The sequence below is a fragment of the Janthinobacterium glycogeni genome (assembly GCF_051380725.1).
In the GTDB taxonomy this organism is placed as follows: Bacteria; Pseudomonadota; Gammaproteobacteria; order Burkholderiales; family Burkholderiaceae_D; genus Janthinobacterium.
Genome location: NZ_JBNYXP010000007.1, coordinates 272,537 through 293,069, shown reverse-complemented (window position 1 = coordinate 293,069; position 20,533 = coordinate 272,537). Strand labels below are relative to the sequence as shown.

General features: G+C 61.2%; 17 protein-coding genes. 8 read left to right on the top strand and 9 right to left on the bottom strand.

What is annotated here, in order from left to right:
- The first annotated feature begins 29 nt into the window (after nt 1-29).
- Nucleotides 30-1,274: a voltage-gated chloride channel family protein gene (locus ACQ4W4_RS18520; protein WP_436543224.1), complete on the top strand. Its 1,245-nt coding sequence runs from the start codon at nt 30-32 to the stop codon at nt 1,272-1,274.
- Nucleotides 1,271-2,002: a class I SAM-dependent methyltransferase gene (locus ACQ4W4_RS18515; RefSeq protein ID WP_436543223.1), complete on the top strand. Its 732-nt coding sequence runs from the start codon at nt 1,271-1,273 to the stop codon at nt 2,000-2,002. The genes ACQ4W4_RS18520 and ACQ4W4_RS18515 overlap by 4 nt, the downstream gene beginning before the upstream one ends.
- On the opposite strand, the gene ACQ4W4_RS18510 is transcribed toward ACQ4W4_RS18515, so the two are convergent.
- Together ACQ4W4_RS18510 and ACQ4W4_RS18505 are read right to left on the bottom strand one after the other, a co-directional pair.
- Nucleotides 1,999-2,922: an ADP-ribosylglycohydrolase family protein gene (locus ACQ4W4_RS18510; RefSeq protein ID WP_436543222.1), complete on the bottom strand. Its 924-nt coding sequence runs from the start codon at nt 2,920-2,922 to the stop codon at nt 1,999-2,001. The genes ACQ4W4_RS18515 and ACQ4W4_RS18510 overlap by 4 nt on opposite strands.
- A 21-nt stretch (nt 2,923-2,943) precedes the next feature.
- On the bottom strand, nt 2,944-3,501 hold the full coding sequence (locus ACQ4W4_RS18505) for a helix-turn-helix domain-containing protein (protein WP_436543221.1): 558 nt from the start codon (nt 3,499-3,501) through the stop codon (nt 2,944-2,946).
- A gap of 51 nt (nt 3,502-3,552) precedes the next feature.
- Here ACQ4W4_RS18505 and ACQ4W4_RS18500 point away from each other — a divergent pair, with 51 nt between their 5' ends.
- On the top strand, nt 3,553-4,458 hold the full coding sequence (locus ACQ4W4_RS18500) for a DMT family transporter (RefSeq protein ID WP_436543220.1): 906 nt from the start codon (nt 3,553-3,555) through the stop codon (nt 4,456-4,458).
- 288 nt (nt 4,459-4,746) lie between these two features.
- Here ACQ4W4_RS18500 and ACQ4W4_RS18495 read toward each other — a convergent pair whose 3' ends face one another.
- The 6 genes from ACQ4W4_RS18495 to ACQ4W4_RS18470 form a co-directional block, all read right to left on the bottom strand.
- Entirely contained in the window at nt 4,747-5,697 is a 951-nt protein-coding gene (locus ACQ4W4_RS18495; RefSeq protein WP_436543219.1) for a cupin-like domain-containing protein, read from the bottom strand.
- Between the two features lie 48 nt (nt 5,698-5,745).
- Nucleotides 5,746-6,375, bottom strand: a complete 630-nt coding sequence (locus tag ACQ4W4_RS18490; RefSeq protein ID WP_436543218.1) for a chemotaxis protein CheB — start codon at nt 6,373-6,375, stop codon at nt 5,746-5,748.
- Between the two features lie 213 nt (nt 6,376-6,588).
- Nucleotides 6,589-7,332 (bottom strand): DNA-binding protein, encoded by a 744-nt coding sequence (locus ACQ4W4_RS18485; protein ID WP_046684938.1) that lies wholly within the window; start codon nt 7,330-7,332, stop codon nt 6,589-6,591.
- 142 nt (nt 7,333-7,474) lie between these two features.
- Nucleotides 7,475-8,092: an LON peptidase substrate-binding domain-containing protein gene (locus tag ACQ4W4_RS18480; protein WP_436543217.1), complete on the bottom strand. Its 618-nt coding sequence runs from the start codon at nt 8,090-8,092 to the stop codon at nt 7,475-7,477.
- Between the two features lie 67 nt (nt 8,093-8,159).
- The gene (locus ACQ4W4_RS18475) at nt 8,160-9,398 is read right to left on the bottom strand and encodes a DEAD/DEAH box helicase (RefSeq protein ID WP_436543216.1); all 1,239 of its coding nucleotides are present in this window, start codon (nt 9,396-9,398) and stop codon (nt 8,160-8,162) included.
- 118 nt (nt 9,399-9,516) lie between these two features.
- Nucleotides 9,517-11,598 carry a TonB-dependent receptor plug domain-containing protein gene (locus tag ACQ4W4_RS18470; protein WP_436543215.1) on the bottom strand — a complete coding sequence of 694 codons (2,082 nt, stop codon included), beginning with the start codon at nt 11,596-11,598 and terminating at the stop codon, nt 9,517-9,519.
- Nucleotides 11,599-11,979: 381 nt separating this feature from the next.
- On the opposite strand from ACQ4W4_RS18470, the gene asd reads away from it, so the two are divergent.
- Nucleotides 11,980-12,828, top strand: a complete 849-nt coding sequence (asd, locus tag ACQ4W4_RS18465; protein ID WP_436543214.1) for an archaetidylserine decarboxylase — start codon at nt 11,980-11,982, stop codon at nt 12,826-12,828.
- Nucleotides 12,829-12,845: 17 nt separating this feature from the next.
- Here asd and ACQ4W4_RS18460 read toward each other — a convergent pair whose 3' ends face one another.
- Entirely contained in the window at nt 12,846-13,751 is a 906-nt protein-coding gene (locus ACQ4W4_RS18460; RefSeq protein ID WP_070221552.1) for a LysR family transcriptional regulator, read from the bottom strand.
- Nucleotides 13,752-13,872: 121 nt separating this feature from the next.
- Between ACQ4W4_RS18460 and ACQ4W4_RS18455 the strand changes: the two genes are divergently transcribed.
- The 4 genes from ACQ4W4_RS18455 (at nt 13,873) to eruA (ending at nt 20,469) form a co-directional block, all read left to right on the top strand.
- Entirely contained in the window at nt 13,873-14,472 is a 600-nt protein-coding gene (locus tag ACQ4W4_RS18455; RefSeq protein WP_436543213.1) for an FMN-dependent NADH-azoreductase, read from the top strand.
- Between the two features lie 56 nt (nt 14,473-14,528).
- Nucleotides 14,529-15,404: a pirin family protein gene (locus tag ACQ4W4_RS18450; protein WP_436543212.1), complete on the top strand. Its 876-nt coding sequence runs from the start codon at nt 14,529-14,531 to the stop codon at nt 15,402-15,404.
- A gap of 117 nt (nt 15,405-15,521) precedes the next feature.
- Nucleotides 15,522-16,484: a cation diffusion facilitator family transporter gene (locus ACQ4W4_RS18445; RefSeq protein ID WP_436543211.1), complete on the top strand. Its 963-nt coding sequence runs from the start codon at nt 15,522-15,524 to the stop codon at nt 16,482-16,484.
- Between the two features lie 25 nt (nt 16,485-16,509).
- A complete protein-coding gene (gene eruA / locus ACQ4W4_RS18440) occupies nt 16,510-20,469 on the top strand; it encodes an NACHT domain-containing antiphage protein EruA (RefSeq protein ID WP_436543210.1) in 3,960 nt (1,319 codons plus the stop codon).
- Nucleotides 20,470-20,533 lie beyond the last annotated feature (64 nt).

The window sequence follows — 20,533 nt, the reverse complement described above, 5'->3', positions numbered from 1 at the left end:
CCCCACCATCAACCTGGACTGGATGCCCGATGCACCGCCTGAGCGCCCTCACCGATCTGTTAAAGCATCTGTTGAAATGGCTGCTGCTCGCAGGCATCGTGGCCGTATTGGCCGGAACGGCCTCGGCCGGCTTCCTGTTCGCCCTGGAATGGGCCACGCGCACGCGCCTGGCGCACGCCTGGCTGATCTGGCTGCTGCCCGTGGCGGGCTTTGCCGTAGGCTGGCTGTATCTGCGCTACGGCAGCACGGTGGAAGGCGGCGCGAACCTGCTCATCGATGAAATCCACGACCCGAAAAAAATCATTCCGCTACGCATGGCGCCGCTGGTGCTGGGCGGCACCGTCATCTCGCATCTGTTCGGCGCCTCCGTCGGGCGCGAAGGCACGGCCGTGCAGATGGGCGGCGCGCTGGCCGACCAGCTCACGCGCATATTTCGTTTGAACAATGAAGACCGCCGCATCATCCTGATGGCCGGCATCAGCGCCGGCTTTGCCTCCGTCTTCGGCACGCCGCTGGCGGGCGCCATCTTCGGCCTGGAAGTGCTGGCCATCGGCCGCTTGCGCTACGAAGCCATGCTGCCCTGCCTGGCTGCCGCCGTCATCGCAGACCAGGTGGGCTTGCTGTGGGGCGTCCAGCATACGCATTACGCCGTGCCGTTGATCCCCGCCCTCTCCGCCTGGACTTTATCTGCCATGGTCATCGCGGGCGTGCTGTTCGGCGTGACCGGCAAAGTGTTTGCGCACGCCACGCACGGCTTGAGCGCATGGATGAAGCGCTGGATCGGCTACGCGCCGCTGCGCCCGCTGGCGGGCGGCGTCGCCGTCGCGCTCGCCGTGTGGCTGCTGGGCACCGACAAATATATCGGGCTGGGCATCCCCACCATCGTCGACGCCCTCCAGGAACCGCTGCCTGCATACGATTTCCTCGGCAAGATGGCGTTTACCATCGTCTCGCTGGGCACGGGCTTCAAGGGCGGTGAAGTGACGCCCCTGTTCTTCATCGGTGCGACCCTGGGCAATGCTCTGGGCCCGCTGCTGCACCAGCCCGCCACCTTGCTGGCCGCCATCGGCTTTGTCGCCGTGTTTGCCGGTGCCGCCAACACGCCGATTGCCTCGACCCTGATGGCGATAGAACTGTTCGGCGCCGAGATCGGCGTGTACGCGGCCATCGCCTGCGTCGTCGCCTACCTGTTTTCCGGCCACGCGGGCATTTACCGGGCGCAGCGGGGCGGGCACGCCAAGCGCACGGCCCACAAGGATTCAGCAGACACATGACACAGAATATCTACGACAACGACACCTTCTTCACGGCCTACAGCCAGCTGCCCCGCTCGATTGGCGGCCTCGACAGCGCCCCCGAATGGCCGGCCCTGCGCGCCATGCTGCCCGAACTGCAGGGAAAAAGCGTGCTCGACCTGGGCTGCGGCTATGGCTGGTTCTGCCGCTGGGCGGCAGAACAGGGCGCGGCGCGGGTGCTGGGCGTGGACGTGTCCGAAAAGATGCTGGCGCAGGCAGGCAGCATGGGAGCCCATGCAGCTGTCAGCTATGCCCGGCTTGACCTGGAACAACTGGCCTTGCCACCGGCCAGCTACGACCTCATCTACAGCTCGCTCGCCTTCCACTACATCGCAGGCTTCGACGCCTTGCTGGGCGCCATCCGCCACGGCCTGAAGCCGGGCGGCAAACTGGTATTTTCCATCGAGCACCCGATCTTCATAGCGCCGCGCCAGCCCGGCTGGCTGACGGATGGGCCGGGCCGCAAGCGCTGGCCCGTCGACAGCTACCAGCAGCAAGGCCCGCGCGTATCCGACTGGCTGGCGCCCGGCGTGATCAAGCAGCACCGCACCCTGGGCACGACCATCAATGCCTTGCTACACGCCAGTTTCCAGCTGGAGCACGTGGAAGAATGGGGACCGACCGACGAGCAGGTCGCGCAACAGCAGGCCCTGGCGGAAGAGAGGGAACGGCCGATGCTGCTGCTGGTGGGCTGCAGCCTGCGCTAGTCCCGGGCCCGCTCGAACAATTTGCCCGCCAGTTCCTCGATTTCGTCGCGCATGGCCAGCGCATCCAGCCACAGCGGCGGAATCGCCTGCGCGCCATAATACGCGCCGGCAAGCTGGCCGACGATGGCGCCGCTCGTATCGGCATCTTCGCCCAGATTGACAGCGCGCAATACCGCCGCTTCCAGTGAATCGGTATGGAAGAAGCACCAGAGCGCCGCTTCCAGCGATTCCACGCAATAACCGCTGCCGCGTATCTGCCGCTCCGTTTTGGCGAGGAAACTGCCGCTGGCCAGCTCCACCAGCTTCGGTTCCGCAGGCCGGAACGCGATACTGTCCAGCAGCGCATCCTTCGCCGTGCCCGCCAGCGCGCCGCACAGCAAGGCGGCGAAAAGCTGGCAGCTTTCGACGGCTTCCGCCGCCGCGTGGGTGGTGCGGGAACTGTCGGCGGCGCAGGCCACCGCCGCTCCGGCATCGGGATAGGCAAACAGCACGACCGGGACCAGGCGCATGAGCGAACCATTGCCCGCCGTGTCAGGCGCGGCGGAGCCGCTCCAGGGATTGCCCGTCTCCTGGAAACTGGCCAGCGCGCTCCTTACCGTGCCGCCGATATCGAAGCAGCTGCCGGTGGAACTCAGGTAGCCCCATTGCCACCAGTTCAAGTACCGCACCATCTGGTCCGCCGCATCGAACGCCCCTTTCTGAACCAGGCTTTCGGCCAGGCACAGCGCCATCGAAGTATCGTCCGTCCATTGTCCCGGCTGCAAGCCGAACGGACCGCCGCCAGTCATGTCCGTCACCGGCGCAAAGCTGCCGCGCGGAGAAAATTCCACGCTGGTACCGACGGCATCGCCGCAGGCAAGTCCCAGCATGGCGCCCAGATAGCGGTTGTGTAAGGTTGGCGTGTACAACGTTGACGTCATGATGATTTTCCCTTGATATTCCTAGCTGACCACATTGCGCGTAAAGCGCAAGGTGGATGCGCCCGCATTGACGTAGGCATACGCTTGCGCGCTGCTGAAGACGGAAAAATCGCCCGTGGCCAATTGTCTGGTTTCCGCCGCCAGCACCAGCTGTAACTCACCCTCCAGCACATAGAGCATTTCGCTGAAGCCCGCCGGATCGGCTTGCGCATCGTAGCGCTCGCCCGGCGCCAGGGTCCATGACCACAGTTCCACCTGGCGGCTGGCGGGCGCCGCGCCCAGCAGCACGGCCTGACTTGCCTGGGAGGCGCTTTGCCATATCAGCACGCGCAGGCTGTCATGCGGCTGCCGCGGCGGCTGGACCAGGTCGACAAAGGCCACGTTCAAGGCGACGGCTACGTGGTCGAGGTTGGCCAGGCTGATGTTGGTGCTGCCCGCCTCGACGCCATTGACCATGCGCCGGCTCAGGCCAGACTGGCGCGCCAGTTCCTCCTGGCTGAGGCCGGCGGCAAGGCGCAAGCGCCGCAGATTAGTGGCCAGGTGGGCCAGCACGCCACCGGCCTCGGCTTGACTGCGCAATATATTGCTCCTATGATGATGGGAAATATTTTGCTCATAGCATAGCCGCCCATGAAAACACACGCAAGTCCCCCGCCCGCCTTCGGCCTGCCCGAACTGGCCCTGATCGCCATTACGTTCGTCTGGGGCGGCACGTTTCTCGTCGTGCAACATGCCGTGACGGTCAGCGGCCCACTCGCGTTTGTTGCCGCCCGTTTTGCCGTGGCCGCCGGCATCGGCGCCCTGATTTGCCGGGGCCAGCTGCGCCATCTGACGAAGGCCGAATTGCTGACGGGCATGGGCATTGGCGTGAGCATCTTTGGCGGCTACGCGCTGCAAACCTATGGCCTGATGCATATTTCCAGCAGCAAATCGGCCTTCATCACGGCCTTTTATGTCCCCATCGTGCCGCTGGTGCAATGGCTGGTCTTCAAGCAGCGCCCCCACCCTGCCGTGTGGGCCGCCGTCGTGCTGGCATTCGTCGGTTTGCTGCTGCTCACCGGTACGGATGGCTTGAACATGGCCTTCGGCACAGGCGAGCTGATCACGGCCGTGGGCGCCATCGCCATTGCCCTGGAAATCATCCTCATCAGCCGCGTCTCGCCGCAATTGAACATCTTGCGCGTGACCATCGTGCAACTGGCGACGGCATCCCTGATCGCCCTGCTGCTGATGCCCGTCATGGGCGAAGCGCCACCGGTGCTCAGCAAGACCTTCCTCCTCAGCGTACTGGCCCTGGGCTGTGCCAGCGCGCTGATCCAGTATGTGATGAACTGGGCGCAAAAGCGCATTTCCGCCACCAAGGCCACCTTGATCTATGCGGGCGAACCGGTCTGGGCTGGCGTGATCGGCCGTATCGCGGGCGAACGCCTGCCGGCCCTGGCCATCGTGGGCGCGGTCCTGATCATCGCTGCCGGCATCCTCAGCGAATGGCGGCCCAGGCGCCGGCGCGGTACGGCCAAAGCCCTGCAACCATAAGGCAGCATGGGTGGCCGGAATTGCGCAAAATCAAACCGGCGCGCCTTACTTTCAGCGCAGACCCATCTCTTCCAGCCAACCAGGTACGCCCAGCGCATGGGCGGCCCGTACCAGGCTGGCTTGCTCTTCCGCACTGGCATGTTGCAATTCGGCCGAGACCGATTCCAGTGCGGCAATGTCAGCATCAGGATCGCCTTCGGCCAGGCGTTCAATGTAAGTGGTGGCGAGTATCAGGGCACGGGCCAGGGTATCGATATGCTGCTCCAGTAGTGGTTTAACAATGAGGGTTCAATCGGCGGCCCGCCGCAGCGCCGTATCTCCATGCAGCGCCAGCGGCACGGCCCTGGCCCAGCGGTTCGAGGACAGGGAAAACGTCAGCGCACGCACCTGGTGGTACCAGCCGGCGGGCACGTACAGCATGTCGCCCGGCTCGACGACGCATTCGATCATGGTGGCCTGGCGCGCCAGGGGGAAACGCTGGAAATCGGGCGTTTCCGGGTCGAATGGGGAGCCGAACAGGATGGCGTTCGCTTCGCTCGGATAGAGAAAGGCGTCATGGTGCGGCGGCGACAAAAAGATGCGCTTGCGGCCCCACACTTGCGCGAAGATATTGTCGTCGTAATCGCAATGCAGGGGCGTCACCGTGCCAGCCGGTCCCACCCAGAAGCGCGGCGGGCCCATCTTGTCGAAATACGTAGGCCAGTGGCACAGGCGGTTCAGCTCGCGCAATTCCAGATTGCCCAGGTACGGCGGCAGCGCATACCCGCCCTCTGCCACCAGGTCCAGGTATTGCCCCATTGACATGTCCTGCATGGCGCGGTCTGCCGCGAACGCCGTGTTGATGTAGTCGCCCACCCGCGCACGCACGGGCACATGGCTGAACTGCTCGCGCAAGACGCCGGGCTCCAGCTTGGACAAGGGCCAGCGCCGCACCAGTCCGCGCATCAGGAAGGGCAAGCCCAGCGCGGCGCGCGCGCGAAAGGCGGCGGCGTCCAGCATGGCCAGGCGCGGCACTTCGGTAATGGCGGGCAAGTCCCGCGCCGCCTGCTTGATGGCCTCGCGCATGGCATTGATGGACGTGACGCCGCGCACCTGCGCATCCTTGTCTTCGCGCGCCTGCCTGTGCGCGAGGGCCGCTTCGGGCGAACCGAATTCGGCAGGCGGGCGTGGCGGCAGCGCACGCGGCGCCGTGGATGGCGGCATTTGCCCGGTGGCAGGTGAATTTTTCTCTACTGACATAACCCTTCTTTGCTATCGATGCCTTGCGCGCGATGGGCCAGGCCTGCGCTATTTTAAGCGAGCACGGCCCGGTTGGGCGCATCGGCGATCATCTGCGTCCGGCACGGGACGGCCGCCGCCCAGCGCCAGCAGCACAGCGGCCATGCCGGCGACAGGCAGGCGCCAGTCCACCTCCACATGGGCCAGCGCGCTTTGCGGCATCGATGGGGCTGGCGCTTCCTGCGGCTCCTGCACCAGCGCCTTGCCGCCACGGGCCTTGATCGCCCGCAAGCCGGCCGTGCCGTCGTCGAGATAGCCGCTGAGGATCACGCCCGCCACCGCCGGCCCGAAAGCGGCGGCCGCGCTGCGAAACAGCGGGTCGATGGCGGGACGCGTGTGATGTTCCCTGGGGCCCAGGGTCAGCTCGACGGTGGCCTGGCCAGCCAGCCCGGCGACGAGCATGTGCCGGTCGGGCGGCGCCAGCAGGATGCACCCTGCGCGCACGGGTTCGCCCGTTTCGGCAAAGCGCACGGGCAAGGCGGAGTTTTTGCCGAGGAGCTCGGGCAGCACGCTGTTGCGCGCCCCGACGTGCATGACGGCCAGGATCGGGGCGGGGAAACTCGCCGGCAAGGCGGCGAAGATGGTAGATAGCGCATTCACGCCGCCCACGGAAGCCCCCATGACAATCAGCGTTACCATGCCAGGCCCTTTCGCCCCAGTCCAGCATGGATTCTGCTGCGCCTTGCATCATGATTCCGTGCGCCATATAACCGAGGGCACCACGACGCATCGACGCGCGGCAAAAGCGTCGCGAGCGGAAGGGAGAGGTGGCCGAAAAGCGCAACCGCACTGAAGTGCGGTGAGCATCGCAGGCTACCTATACCGACGCGCAGCAGCTGAGGCCAGGCGTCCTCAGACAGGTGTTTTGAAGATCGGATCGACGATGAACTGCTGCGCCTTGATGCGCAAGGTGCGCTCCTCGTCGAGCTCGGCGCGCGTTTCGCCCAGCTCTTCGCGTTCCGCTTCCAGTTCCAGGCGCGCGGCCGCCAGTTCCGTTTCCACGCGCGTCAGGCTTTCCAGCTTCAGCTGGGCCTGGATCAGTTCGGCGCGCGCCGCTTCGGCCGCCTCTTCCAGACGCGGGATGCCTTCGAGCTTGAATTGCGCCTTGGCCAGGTCCATGCGCGCCTGCTCGGCCGCCTCTTCCAGGCGCGGCAAGCCTTCCAGGCGCAGCTGCGCCTTGGCCAGGTCCGTGCGGGCCTGGTTCGCCACTTGCCGCTCGCGCTCGAGTTCCTCGCGCAAGGTTTCCAGCTCGCCCGCCTGCAAGTCGAGCAACTCTTGCTGGCGCTCGTTTTCGCTGGCCAGGTCCATCAATTCCTGTTGATTGTCGTTCATCTCGGCTTCATGCGCGCTGTGGCTGGCGCTTAATTCCTGTCCTACATAATCGAGGATGGCTTGCTGCAGCACGGGCGACAGTTCGGCGGCGGCGGCGATCTGGCGCTGCGCGCCCGCCTTGCGGCGCTGCAAGAGCTTGCTGATGGTGCCCAGGCAGGCGCCGTTGCCCAGCCGTTCGCGCAAGGCGCGCACCGTGATGGCCTGGCCTTCGCCCGCCATCGCTTCCATTGCAGCATTGATCTGTTCCGCGCTTACTTTTGCCATGTCGTGTGCTCTTGAATGTTGCCCAGGGCAATCTTGCCCAGGGGCATTATCTTATGCCAGCGGCGGCAAAGCGTAAAGTATTTCTCAATAGAAATTGCAATTGCACAACGAAAGCGCAAGAAAACATGCGGCCTGACATGTTTTACTCTTCCAGCAAGCCGTTTTCCGTCAGCATATCCTGCACCAGTTCCAGGCGCAGCACGGGATTGTCCTGGCTCAGCAGCAATTGCTTTTGCATGGCGCTCAGGGACAGCAGTTCGCACCAGCGGTTCGCCACCCAGCCGCACTCGTCGAGGCGGAAAGGCGGCTGCAGCGGCATCTGCTCGGGTGGAATCTTTTGCTCCTGCAAGGTGCGGATCAGGGCGCCCAGCGCGTCGGCCACGTTCTGCTGCTCCTGGGGAATGGGTATGGTTTTATCGGGCGGCAAGGTTTCAATGCGCGCCATCGACAAGCCGTGCTTCAGCTGTTCGCTGGAGACGATGTGAAAGCGCTGCATGCCCATGCATTTGATTTGCAGCAAGCCCGACAAGGGCGCGGACCAGTCGATGACGCGCGCCAAGGTGCCCACGGGCGCCAGGGTTTCCAGCTGGCCCGGCTTGCGCACTTCCGCGCCGTCCAGCAGCTGCACCACGCCGAACGGCTGCTCGCCCATGATGCACTGACGTATCATGTCCAGATAGCGTACCTCGAAGATCTGCAGGGGCAGATAGCCGTCGGGATACAGCACCGTATTGAGCGGGAACAAAGGTATCGAGGTCATACGCGCATGATGGCACGAATGGCATATCCGTGCTGCGCGCTTTGCCCTGCCTGGCCAACGTCCCCGCTTACTTGTAGAAGCGGCGCTTCTTGGCTCGCTCGGCCGCCTTCGGCGCCAGCACCTTGACGGCCTTTTTCTGGATGGTGCCGCCGGCGGACGTGCCCGGCACGCGGTGCTCCGCCTCGAAGCCCGGTTCTTCGCCGCGCTTGAGGGTTTGCCGCGTCAGCGCTTCCACGGCCGACAGCAATTCCACCTCGTCGGCGCAAACGAGCGAGACCGCTTCTCCCGAGGCGCCCGCGCGGCCCGTGCGGCCGATGCGGTGAATGTAATCTTCCGCCACGGTGGGCAAGTCGAAATTGACGACGACGGGCAACTGGTCGATATCGAGGCCACGGGCGGCCACGTCGGTGGCCACCAGCACCTGCACCTCGGCCGACTTGAAACGGGCCAGCGCGCGCAGGCGGTTTGGCTGCGTCTTGTCGCCGTGAATCGAATCGGCGCGCACACCCTGCTCCAGCAAGGTGTTCACCAGCAGTTCGACGCCCTTGCGCGTCTTGACGAAGACCAATACCTGGCCCCAGCGCTTTTTCTTCAGCAAGTGCAGAAACAGTTCCGGCTTGCGTTTCTTGTCGCACACGATCACCGACTGTTTCACGGCTTTCACCGTGCTGTTGCGCGCACTTACTTCCACCGACACGGGGTCCTTCAGCATGGTTTTCGCCATGGCGCGGATGGCGTCCGAGAAGGTGGCCGAGAACAGCAGCGTCTGGCGCTGCTTGGGCATGGTCATCAGCAATATATCGAGTTCGCGCTCGAAGCCCAGGTCCAGCATGCGGTCGGCCTCGTCCAGCACCAGGGTCTGCACTTGCTCGAACTTGACGGCGCCCTGCGTCTGCAAGTCCAGCAAACGGCCCGGCGTGGCCACCAGCACGTCGAGGCCCTTGCGCAGCTTGGCAATCTGCGGCTCGATGGGCACGCCGCCATACGCGACAAAACTGCGCAGCGGCAAGTTGCCGCCATAGCTGCGGAAGCTGGCATACACCTGCTCGGCCAGTTCGCGCGTGGGCACGAGCACCAGCACGCGCACGCACTGGGGCGCCACCATGCCTTCCAGGATCAGGCGCTGCAGCAGAGGCACGGCAAAACCGGCCGTCTTGCCCGTGCCTGTCTGGGCGGCGGCCATCAGGTCGCGCCCGGCCAGCACCGCGGGAATCGCCTGCGCCTGCACGGGCGTGGGCTTGGCATAGCCGAGCTCATCGAGTTTGCGGACCAGGGGATCGATCAGGCCGAGGGAGGAAAACGTCATGGGGAGAGCAATCTTGGCAAAGTAAAAGGCGGCGCGCACGGACGGGCCGTGCGCGCGATTGCCGAGATTATAGGCCAGCGGGGATGCCGGCCGGGGTTTCACCGTGAAAACAAACGCGTCAAAACTTCATTTCCAGGGTCGCGCGCGCCTGCGGCGAGCTGGGCGAAATACTGTTGCGCTGTATCGTGCCGCTGGCGTCCGTATAGACGGTGTTGCTTTCGAAGTCTTGCGCCAGCAGGTTCGACACGGCCAGGCGCAGCTGGTTCTTCGCATCGATTTTCCACAGCGCATAGATGTCGAGGTCGCGCCGCGGCGACGTGTAGGCGCTCTGGCGCTCGGTGATGCGCACGGGGCCGCCATTGCGGAAGTTGAAGCTGCCGCCCGTGGTCAGCACGCCATCGGGCGTCTTGTAGTCGAGGCCGAAGTTGCCGCTGACGGGGGTCTGCTGGTCGAGCCGGTTGTCCGGCCCCGGCACCTGCTCCACTTGCGACCAGTTGCGGCTGATGCTGGCGCGCAAGTCGATGGCGGGCACGGGCGCGGCCAGCACGGCGCGCAGCGGGAACTTCGCTTCCAGTTCCAGTGTCTGCGTATTCGCGCGGCCATCGTTGACGGGTGTGGATACCCAGCGGTCATTGATGAACAGCAAACCCTGGCGCGTGTAGCCATCGATCCGGCGGGCCGAGGCGCGCGCGCTGAGCAAGGCGCCTTCGGCCCAGTAATGTTCGTACGAGGCGTCGATGCCCAGCGCCAGCTCCGGCTTCAGATAGGGATTGCCTTCGCGGTCGGGGTCCGTCTGGCTGTTGTTGGTCGAGGTATTGCGGCGCGGAATCAGGCTTGACGTGGGCTGCGCCTTGTAGGTGCGCGTCAGGGCCAGGCGCACCTGGTCGCCCTTGGTGTCAGGCAGCTTCCACAGGGTTTGCAGCAGCGGGCTCCACACGCTGGTGCGCTGATTCACTTCGTCGTAGGTATCGCCCGCGCTGCGCGTATCGATGCCTTCCCAGCGCACGCCCGCATACATGGACCAGCGCGGCGTGACGTCCCATTCATCCTGCACGTACAGGGCCAGGCGCTCGATGGTGGCGTCGAAACCCTCGTCGCTGTTGACGGGCGGACGCGCGCCGGACACGCCCAGCGCCGCTTCGCGCTGGCGGCGCGTTTCCTCGCGCTCCGTGTAGGCGCCGTCCCAGCCCATCGACAGGGCATGGCCGGGCAGCAAGGGCGTGGAATACTTGCCGGTGGAACTGACGCCGTTTTCCGTCGCCTTCACGCCGACCTTGCGTTCGAGCGCCAGGCCGCCGCCATCGATAAAGCCTTGCTGCAGGCTGTCGGACGTATTGCGGGCGGCCGAGGCGCCGATTTTCAGTTCCAGCCTGGCGCCGCCGGCCAGCTTGTGCATCCACGTCAGGTCGCTGCGGCCGAAGGCATTGTGGTTGCTGGAGCTGCCCGTGTTGGTGTCGTAGTCGGGGCGCAAGCCCTGCTCTGTTTCCGCGCGGCTGACGTTGCGGTGATTCGAGCGCCCGCCGTTGAAGAACAATTGCGCCGTCACGTTGTCGCCGTTGGCCAGCACCCAGTTCAGGCGCGGCGACAGATTGATGCCTTCCGGACGGCCGTCGCCCGTGCCGTTCGTGCGGCGCAGCAGGTTTTGCCGGCCGTCGGGCGCGTAGCCCAGTTCCAGGCCGGGATTGTCGTAATGGTAGTCGTAGCGGTACAGCGAACCGGCCAGCGAGTATGAAAAATTGCCGTCGCGATCGGACAGCTGCAGATTCACGCTGGGCGAAAAGCTCACGTCGCTGCCCTGCACGCCCAGCTTGAGTTCGCGCTGCGCCGTCTTCACGGCCTTTTTCAGCACCACGTTGATGGTGCCGGCGATCGACTGCGTGCTGTACTCGGCGCTGGCCGCATGCAGGATCTCGATGCGTTCGATCACGTCCGGCGACAGGGTGTCGAGCGAGAAGCCGGCCGGCGCCCGCTCGCCATTGAGCAGGATCTGCGTGTAGCCGCTGCCCAGCCCGCGCATGCGGATTTCGCCGCCCGAGCGCCCGGCCGCGCCGGACACGGTAATGCCGGGCAAGCGCTTGAGCACGTCGGTGACGTTCGTGTCGCCATACTTGAGAATTTCCTCGCTGCCCACAATCATCTTGCTGGCGGTATCGTCGCGGCGCGGATCGTAGCCGCTGCCCTTGACTTCGACGGTTTGCATGGGCGTTTCAGCCTTGTTGGCCTTCAACGGCGCGGCGGCAGTATCGACGGCCGGCGTTTCGGATTGCTGGGCATGGGCATTCCATGCGAGTAAAACGGCGGAACAAAGGACGGTAAGACGAAGGCAACGGCGTGGCATCATGACCTGGCTGAAAAAAGTTGGCTGAATAAAAATGGCTAAAAGCTAAAAAACAGGCCGCCATATTGTGCTGTAATTTTTTCTCACTGGCACAGTTTCCTGAAAATATTTCCTATAGCAAATTAAATTCGGCGGCAGGCTGCGCTACGCCCCCTTGCATACGGCGCATATCATTGCGCGCCACATCGCCGCTATAATGCGTTTTCATCATTGTTCCCATCTCCCCGTCAAAGGCTTCCCATCGTGTCTGACCGTCTTGCCGTCCTGCCTCAATATCTGCTTCCAAAAGGAGCGTTGACCAACTTTGCCGGCCGGATCGCCGGCGCCAAGGGCGGCGCCATGACCACGCGGCTGATCCGCTGGTTCGTCGGCCGCTACAACGTCAACATGGATGAGGCGCTGGACCCGGATATCACGCACTACGCGAGCTTCAACGACTTTTTCACGCGCGCCCTGCGCCCCGACGCGCGTCCGCTGGCCAAGGCCGACTACATCTGCCCCGTCGATGGCCGCATCAGCCAGTTCGGCACGATCGACAAGGATCAGATCTTCCAGGCCAAGGGCCACAACTTCAGCACCACGGCCCTGGTGGGCGGCGACGCGGCCCTCGCGGCCCGGTTCGAACATGGCAGCTTCGCCAATCTGTACCTGAGCCCGCGCGACTACCACCGCATCCACATGCCGTGCGACGGCCGTTTGACGCGCATGATTTATGTTCCCGGTGAACTGTTTTCCGTCAACCCGACGACGGCGCGCGGCATTCCCGGCCTGTTCGCGCGCAACGAGCGCGTCGTCTGCGTGTTCGACACGGCCAACGGCCCCTTCGTCATGACGCTGGTCGGCGCGACTATCGTCGGCAGCATGGCCACCGTCTGGCACGGCGTCGTCAACCCGCCCCGCACGGGCGAGATCCGCGACTGGAGCTACGCGAACGACAATGTGGTGCTGAAACAGGGCGAGGAGCTGGGCCGCTTCCTGCTCGGTTCCACCGTCGTCATGCTGTTCCCGCAAGGCACAGTCAATTTCAATGCCGGCTGGCAACCGGCCGGCCCCGTGCAACTGGGCGAAGTCATGGGCAACGTGCCCAAGTAAATCCTCTGGACGCGCGCCTACACGGGCGCGTCGGTCCGGTACATTTCTTCCATCAAGTCAAGAAATGCGCGCGTCTTGGCCGGCATCAAGCGCCGGCCGGGAAACACGGCCCAGCCCGTGACGAGCGGGAAACTCCACTCCGGCAGCACGCGCACCAGCTCCCCCGTCGCCACATAGGCCTTGGCAAAACGGTCCGTGCTGGCCGCGATGCCCACGCCCGTGCAGGCCATGCGCACCAGCAATTCCGGCGAGTTCGCCAGCAGGCGCACCGGTAAATCGCGTTCCCACGTCGTCTTGCCACGGATCAAAGTCCAGTGCACGAGGCCATGCACGGCGCGTGGCAAGCTGAGCAAATCATGGCCGTACAGATCGTCGGGATGCTCGGGCAAGCCGTGCACGCTCGTGTATTGCGGCGAGGCATACAACGCCAGGGTGCTGAAGGCCACGCGCCGCGCGGACAGGCTGGCGTCATCGGGCAAGTTGCCCATGCGGATGGCCAGGTCGAAGTTCTCTTCTAACAAGTCCACGCGGCGCGCCGACAAGTCCAGTTCCAGCGAAATGGCCGGATAGCGCCGCACGAACTCGGCCAGCACCTGGCGCATCAGCGCGTCGCCGAAATCGGCCGGCATGGAAATGCGCAGCAAACCGCTGGGTCCCGCCTGCCGGTGCTGGGCCAGCGCCCCGGCCGCCTCCGTTTCTTCCACCACCTTGCGCGCGTGTTCGAGCAGGCTGGCGCCAAATTCCGTCAGCGCCAGCTTGCGCGTGGTGCGCAGCAGCAGCCGTTCGCCCAGTTTCGCTTCCAGCTGCGAGATACGGCGCGACAGGGTCGACTTGGGCAAATCCACGCGCACGGCGGCGCGACTGAAACTGCCGCATTCGACGACGCGGGCAAACAGCAGCAAATCTCCGGGATCGATATCCATCACTTACCTTTACGATTGTTCCATCAGTGGATTAATGTTATCCATTTTAACGGCTTCCGGATCAATTTTGGAATTGCTATAGTTCATCCATCGCAAGACACCTCACCACGGAGAAAACAAGATGAACATCCTGCAAATCAATTCCAGCGCCCGCAGCACCGGTTCCGCCTCGACCCGCCTGGCTGACGCCATCGTCAGCCGCGTACAAGCGGCCAACCCACAGGCAAGCCTGGTGCGCCGCGACCTGGCCGCCCAACCGCACCCCGTGCTCGACGAGCCGACCCTGCAAGCGCTGTTCACGCCAGCGGACAAGCGCACGCCGGAGCAAGCGGCCCGCATCGCCCTGGACGACGCGCTGATTGCGCAAGTACAAGCGGCTGACGTGATCGTCATCGGCGCGCCGATGTACAACTTCGGCATCACCGTGCAACTGAAAAGCTGGTTCGACGCGATTGCCCGCGCCAACGTCACCTTCAAGTACACGGAAAACGGCCCCGTTGGCCTGCTGACCGGCAAGAAAGTCTATGTGGGCCTGTCCCGCGGCGGCTTGCACCGCGACAGCGCCAACGATAGCCAGGTGCCTTACCTGAACACCATGTTCGGTTTCCTGGGCCTGACCGACGTGCAGTACGTGTATTCGGAAGGCATGGGCATGGGCCCTGAAGCCGTGGCCAAGGCGCAAGCGCAGGCGGACGCCGAGATCAACGCGATCCTGGTGTAATCACAGCAGTGAAAGGGGCGGCGCAGTGGCGCCGTCCTGGCCTAGAGGAGAGAACAATGAGCGATACCACCACCGTCAACAAGCCACGCGCCGTCGAGCGCGTAATCGCCGGCCAGGCCGTCATGGATGGCGCCGGCGTGAAGATCAACCGCGTGCTGACGCAGCAGCTGCAGCGCCGCCTCGACCCGTTCTTGATGCTCGACAACTTTGCCAGCGACAAGCCGAACGACTATATCGCCGGCTTCCCCGAGCATCCGCACCGCGGTTTCGAAACCGTGTCGTACATGATCACGGGGCGCATGCGCCACAAGGACAGCGCGGGCCACGAAGGCTTGCTGACCTCGGGCGGCGTGCAATGGATGACGGCCGGCAGCGGCGTGATCCACTCGGAAATGCCGGAGCAGGAAGAAGGCGTGATGGAAGGTTTTCAGCTGTGGCTGAACCTGCCCGCGCGCGACAAGATGCGTACGCCGTGGTACCGCGATTTCACCAGCAGCGAAATCCCCCGCTACACGACGGACGCGGGCGTGGCCGTGCAAGTGATCGCCGGCCAGAGCCATGGCGTGACGGGCGCCGTGCAGCGCGAGCTGACGGAACCGTTGTACCTCGATATCGACTTGCCGGCCGGCGCCAGCTTCGAGCAGCCCTTGCCGCCAGGTCATAACGCCTTCCTGTACACGTTCCGCGGCGAAGTGCGGGTCGATGGCAAGGCCGTGCCCGCCCTGCGCATGGCGATCTTCGCCAACACGCCGGGCAGCGATGGCGTGCGCATCGAGGCGCCGCAAGGCGGCCGCGTGATCCTCGTCGCCGGCCAGCCCTTGAACGAACCAATCGCGCAGTACGGTCCGTTTGTCATGAATACCCAGGCGGAAGTGTTCCAGGCCGTACAGGATTTCCGCGAAGGCAAGTTTGGCGAGACGGCGGCGCAGTAACATTGCTTGTCCCAGGAAAAACCTGCAGCGCCTCCGGGCCTGCAGGTTTTTTGTCGTGCCGACTATTTTGTTGCTTTTCAATTACACTGACGGCAACCTCATTCAACAAAGCACTCCATGCAGCCGACGCACACCGAACACGACGCCACCCATTTGCACGCCCACCTGAAGGGCGACGCCAAGCACACCCACTCGTTCGAGGGGCGCAGCCAGAGCATCCTCGCGTGGGCGCTGGGGCTGACCCTGTCATTTGCCGGCATCGAGGTGGCGGCCGGCTTCCTGTCCAATTCGCTGGCCCTGATTTCCGACGCGGGCCACATGGTCACGGACGCGGCCGCGCTGGGCCTGGCCTTGCTGGCGCAGATCATCGCGCGCCGCCCGCCCTCGCCGCGCCATTCGTTCGGCTTCGGCCGCGCCGAAGCGCTGGCCGCCTTCGTCAATGGCCTTGCCATGCTGTGCGTGGTGGGCTGGATCTGCTATGAAGCCGTGCTGCGCTTTTCCGCCCCGCAACCCGTCAAGGGCGGCATGGTCTTCATCGTCGCCTTCATCGGCCTGGCGATCAACGTGGTGGTGGCGTGGGTATTATCGAAAGACAAGCAAAGCGTGAACACGCGCGCCGCCCTCGTGCACGTGATGGGCGATTTGCTCGGTTCGGTCGCCGCCATCGTCGCCGGCGCCGTGATTTACTTTACGGGCTGGATGCAGATCGACCCGCTGCTGTCCGTGCTCGTGTCGCTGCTGATCCTGAAGTCTACTTTCGGGGTATTGAAAGAGTCGTACCACTTCCTGATGGAAGGCGTGCCGCACCACATCGACTACGTCGAGGTGGGCACGGACGTGGAACAAGTGGACGGCGTGATCGCCGTGCACGATCTGCATGTGTGGGACATGTCGCCGGGCCAGCCGGCCCTGATCGGCCACGTGGAAATCGAACACCTCGACCATTGGCCGAAGGTCTTGCGCGCGATCAAGAAGATGTTATTGAGCAAGCATGGCATCGACCACATCACCTTGCAGCCGGAGACGGCGACGATGGCGGGGCTGCATCAAGATGATCACAGCCACAGGAAGTTGACTTAAGGTCGCCAAGAAAGGCGGATGTTTGATGACGAATACCTCTCAGATTGAACACAAGGCAATCCTCAGAACACTTTGGTATCAAAAAGACGAGGCAAACACGGGCACACTTTCGCAGGCTGATCTTGTTCAGCGTGCTGAACCAATGATCATCCTTGGCGAAGCAGGAATGGGGAAGTCCTATCTTCTTGAATGGCTGGCCACAAATTCAGCCTATGCGCGCTGTACTGCTCGCCAACTCCTTAATCGTCATAACCCTCATACCCTTCTTGGCGATGCCAAAATTTTGTTAATTGACGCTTTAGATGAAGTGAGCACACAACAGGGTGGAGATGCTGTTGACCAAGTCCTTCAAAAGCTGGGAGAGCTTGGCTACCCGACTTTTGTATTGTCATGTCGTGTAGCGGATTGGCGTAGTGCCACTGGCCTGGCAGCTATTTACGAGCAATATGTAGAAAAACCACTTGAACTGCACCTTGAACCTTTCAATGATGATGATGCAGTCAATTTTCTTGGTTCCAGACTGGGAATCGATACAGCACAAAAAGTGATCGAGCATTTCAATGCGCGTAACCTGCAGGGCCTGCTCGGCAATCCACAAACACTAGAGCTAATAGTCAGAGTTGCTGATAAGGAAGATTTACCAGAAACGCGTAGTGAACTTTTCTCAAAAGCAATCGAAGTATTACGAGTTGAACACCAGGATAGCAAAGCGTCCTACCAACCCGCGGAGGAAGCCGGACTCAACGCTGCTGGAGCAGCTTTTGCGGCATTAATCCTGACTGGTAGCGAGGCTTTGGTGCGGAAAGCAGCAGCGAACCTAAGCGAAGGTGAGCTACTGCTTGCCGATATCGCTATTCTTCCGGGCACCAATGAGATCCGGGCGATGCTATCAAGCAGACTATTCAAGGCGGACGGCGCAGACCGGTTCAGCTACTGGCATCGCCGGATCGGTGAATTCCTGGCTGCACATTGGCTGGCAAAGAACGCTAACACGCAACGCAAACGCAGACGTCTTCTTACTCTGTTTCACAGTCATGGTTTGGTACCTGCAAACCTTCGGGGACTTCATGCTTGGCTAGCACGCGAACCCTCGCTTGCATTTCAAGTAATTGCGGCAGACCCTATGGGAGTCATCGAATATGGTGACGCCGATGACCTCTCACTTGAACAAGCACGTGCCCTTATTAACGCCCTGCAACGCCTTGCTATTGATAATCCTGATTTCCGCGACTGGGGCTCCTATTCGGTACGTGGGATCGTTCAATCAGAACTCCTCAGCGAGGTGCGCGAACTGATCACTCATCCTAAAACACCATTCGGTCTGCGTCTGCTTATACTTGAAGCGATGAAAGGAGCGAAGATTGCGTCTGATCTCACGAACGAACTACGTGCTCTCGTACTAGACGACAGCGCTTTTTTCGCAAATAGAAGCGCAGCAGCGGAGGCACTTGGGGGATTAGTAGTAGATGAAGATTGGGCAACTATCATACGAACTCTACACGCATATGGAAACGATCTCTCCGTTCGTCTAGCGATAGAAATAAGCGATGAAGTCGGCTATGCCCATTTAGATGACAGTTTGATTGTCGACCTAGTCATAAGCCATACACAGATCGACAATCACACGATTGGTATCCTTCTACGTATGCAACAACACTTACCGCTCTCACGTCTTGATGGAATTCTTGATCACCTTACATCTGCTACGAAAGCACTAGGTAATCCACTCAATCCCCATACAATTTACGATATTGCCGATTTTGCCAATTATCTCATCGTAAGGCGCGTTAGCGCTGGCGGAGTATCGGCAGATAATCTCTGGTCGTGGCTAGATACATTTGATAGCTGGGTAGGGTATCAACGAACACATAAACAACAGTTAGATGAGCTTATTCGAAATGATGACTCTCTACGCCAATGCATCCAAAGTCTCGTGCTGTTAGAAAAATGCAATGATGACTCTATCGAAAAAAGAGCATTTTCTCTGACCAGAAGAGCCCCAAGCCTTTTTCCGACATCTAGCGATGACGTTATTGCCTTGCTAAAAAAACTCGATCCAGCCAATCGAAACGATCTGCGTTGGCGTGAAATTGTAAATCTTGCCATGTATACGGATGAGACTAGCGCCATAATCAAAGAGACTGCACTGCCCTTCGCAGCACATAGGCCAGACTTGCAAGCTTGGATAAACAAACCCCGAGTATCTCAATTAACTAAATTGCAGATCCACAACAAAAGACTAGAACTTCGACATGCGGCAAAGCGCGCCAGAAAATACGCTGAACAACGTCAATATTTCACAGCTCAAATCGACCGTGTTCGTTTGGGTGAAGGCGATATACTCATCCGACCAGCCAAAGCCTATCTCAACCTATTCAGCGATCTCGACAAGTCGATCGCAGCTCATGAACGTATCGCGAATTGGCTCGGAAATGAACTCGCCGATGCTGCGCGCAATGGTTTTGAGGTATTCCTAAGAAGAAACCCGCCATCTCCTACGGCCAAAGAAATTGCCGACTCGCTTGCACAAGGCCGGCATTGGGAGTTGGCTTACGTCATAGTTGTAGCTCTTGCAGAACGCTTCCGGCAAGATATTAAATTGGATGACCTTACTGATGAATGCTTAATGGCGGGATTTTTCGAATTACGCCGCAGCAAAACAGAAAAAGACGCAGGAATCGACGGTTTAGATGGAGCGCTGGAGGCAGCACTCCATAAACGTGGGGTATGGTGCGCCGCGATGCGACTGTATTATGAGCCTCAGTTTGTGGCGCGGCTTACCTATGTTGATGACCTCTATGCATTGATGCGGGATGAAAAAAATGCGGTTGCCGCAGCCGATCTTGCAGACGATTGGTTGAGGCGCTTTCCAAAAATGCCGCACGCCCCAGAATTGCAACTAGTTACCCGCCTCCTCCGGTCCGGTGATTTCGAGAAACTACGTCGTGCAAGAGAACGATTTACAGAAATAAACGATGAAGAGCGCCGTCGTAATTGGTTTGCTATTGGCGTGCTAGTTGATTTCAAAAGAACTTTGACATGTCTTGAAACTTCCATGGTTGATCCAGAAGTGCTTTGGAATTTAAAAAAACTCATCGGCGGGACTTCTACTGCTGGCGCCAATATCGCACTTAGTCCCTCACAGTTAGAATGGATCATCAGAACCTTTCGTCCATTCTGGCCATTCGCCCATCGTCAGACTGGCGGCTTTGTTGGGGATAAAAATGCCTGGGATGCGAGCGATCAACTGACTTACCTTATTCGCCGTCTTGGTAACGATACTAGCAGCGAAGCCAGTGCATCACTCCAACGTCTGAGAAACGCGCCGGATGATGGCTATACAGAAACAATCAAATCCGTAGCCTCCGAGCAAGCACGAATCCGTGTCGAGGTTGCCTATACAGCACCTACGCTTGACGCTATTAATGCAATCGTTCGCGATCACGCACCTTCGAATGCCGCAGATATCCAATCCTTCATGATAGAAGAACTGTCAGTGGTGCAAGCAAAAATCAAGAGTGACGATGCAGAATCCTGGAGGGGCTTCTATAACAACGACACCGCGTGCGATGAGGAGCGCTGCCGGGATCATCTGCTCGGGCTCCTGCGCCAAGGTTCAGAGGGAATAGTACTCGAACCAGAAACCCATATTGCCGCAGATAAAGAAGTCGACATCACCTGTTCGGTGGGATCGATACGTATCCCAATTGAAATTAAGGGGCAATGGCATCCTCAGCTTTGGCTGGGCGCCGACGCACAACTCGATGCACTATACACACAAGACTGGCGCGCAAATAGATACGGTATTTATCTCGTGCTGTGGTTTGGAGAAGGACAACCAGCCAATAAACTCCTCAAGAACCCAGGTCACTCCAGAGAACGTCCTCAAAGCCCGGAGGACCTTCGTCAGATGCTAACGACCTCTAGCAGAGCCGCATCAGAAGGACGCGTCATAGTCGTTGTGCTTGATTTGAGACATCCCTAAAAAGTAGCAGATTTACATGAGCAGCCTTCGAAGCAACACGACCTTCAACGCTCATCATTTTATT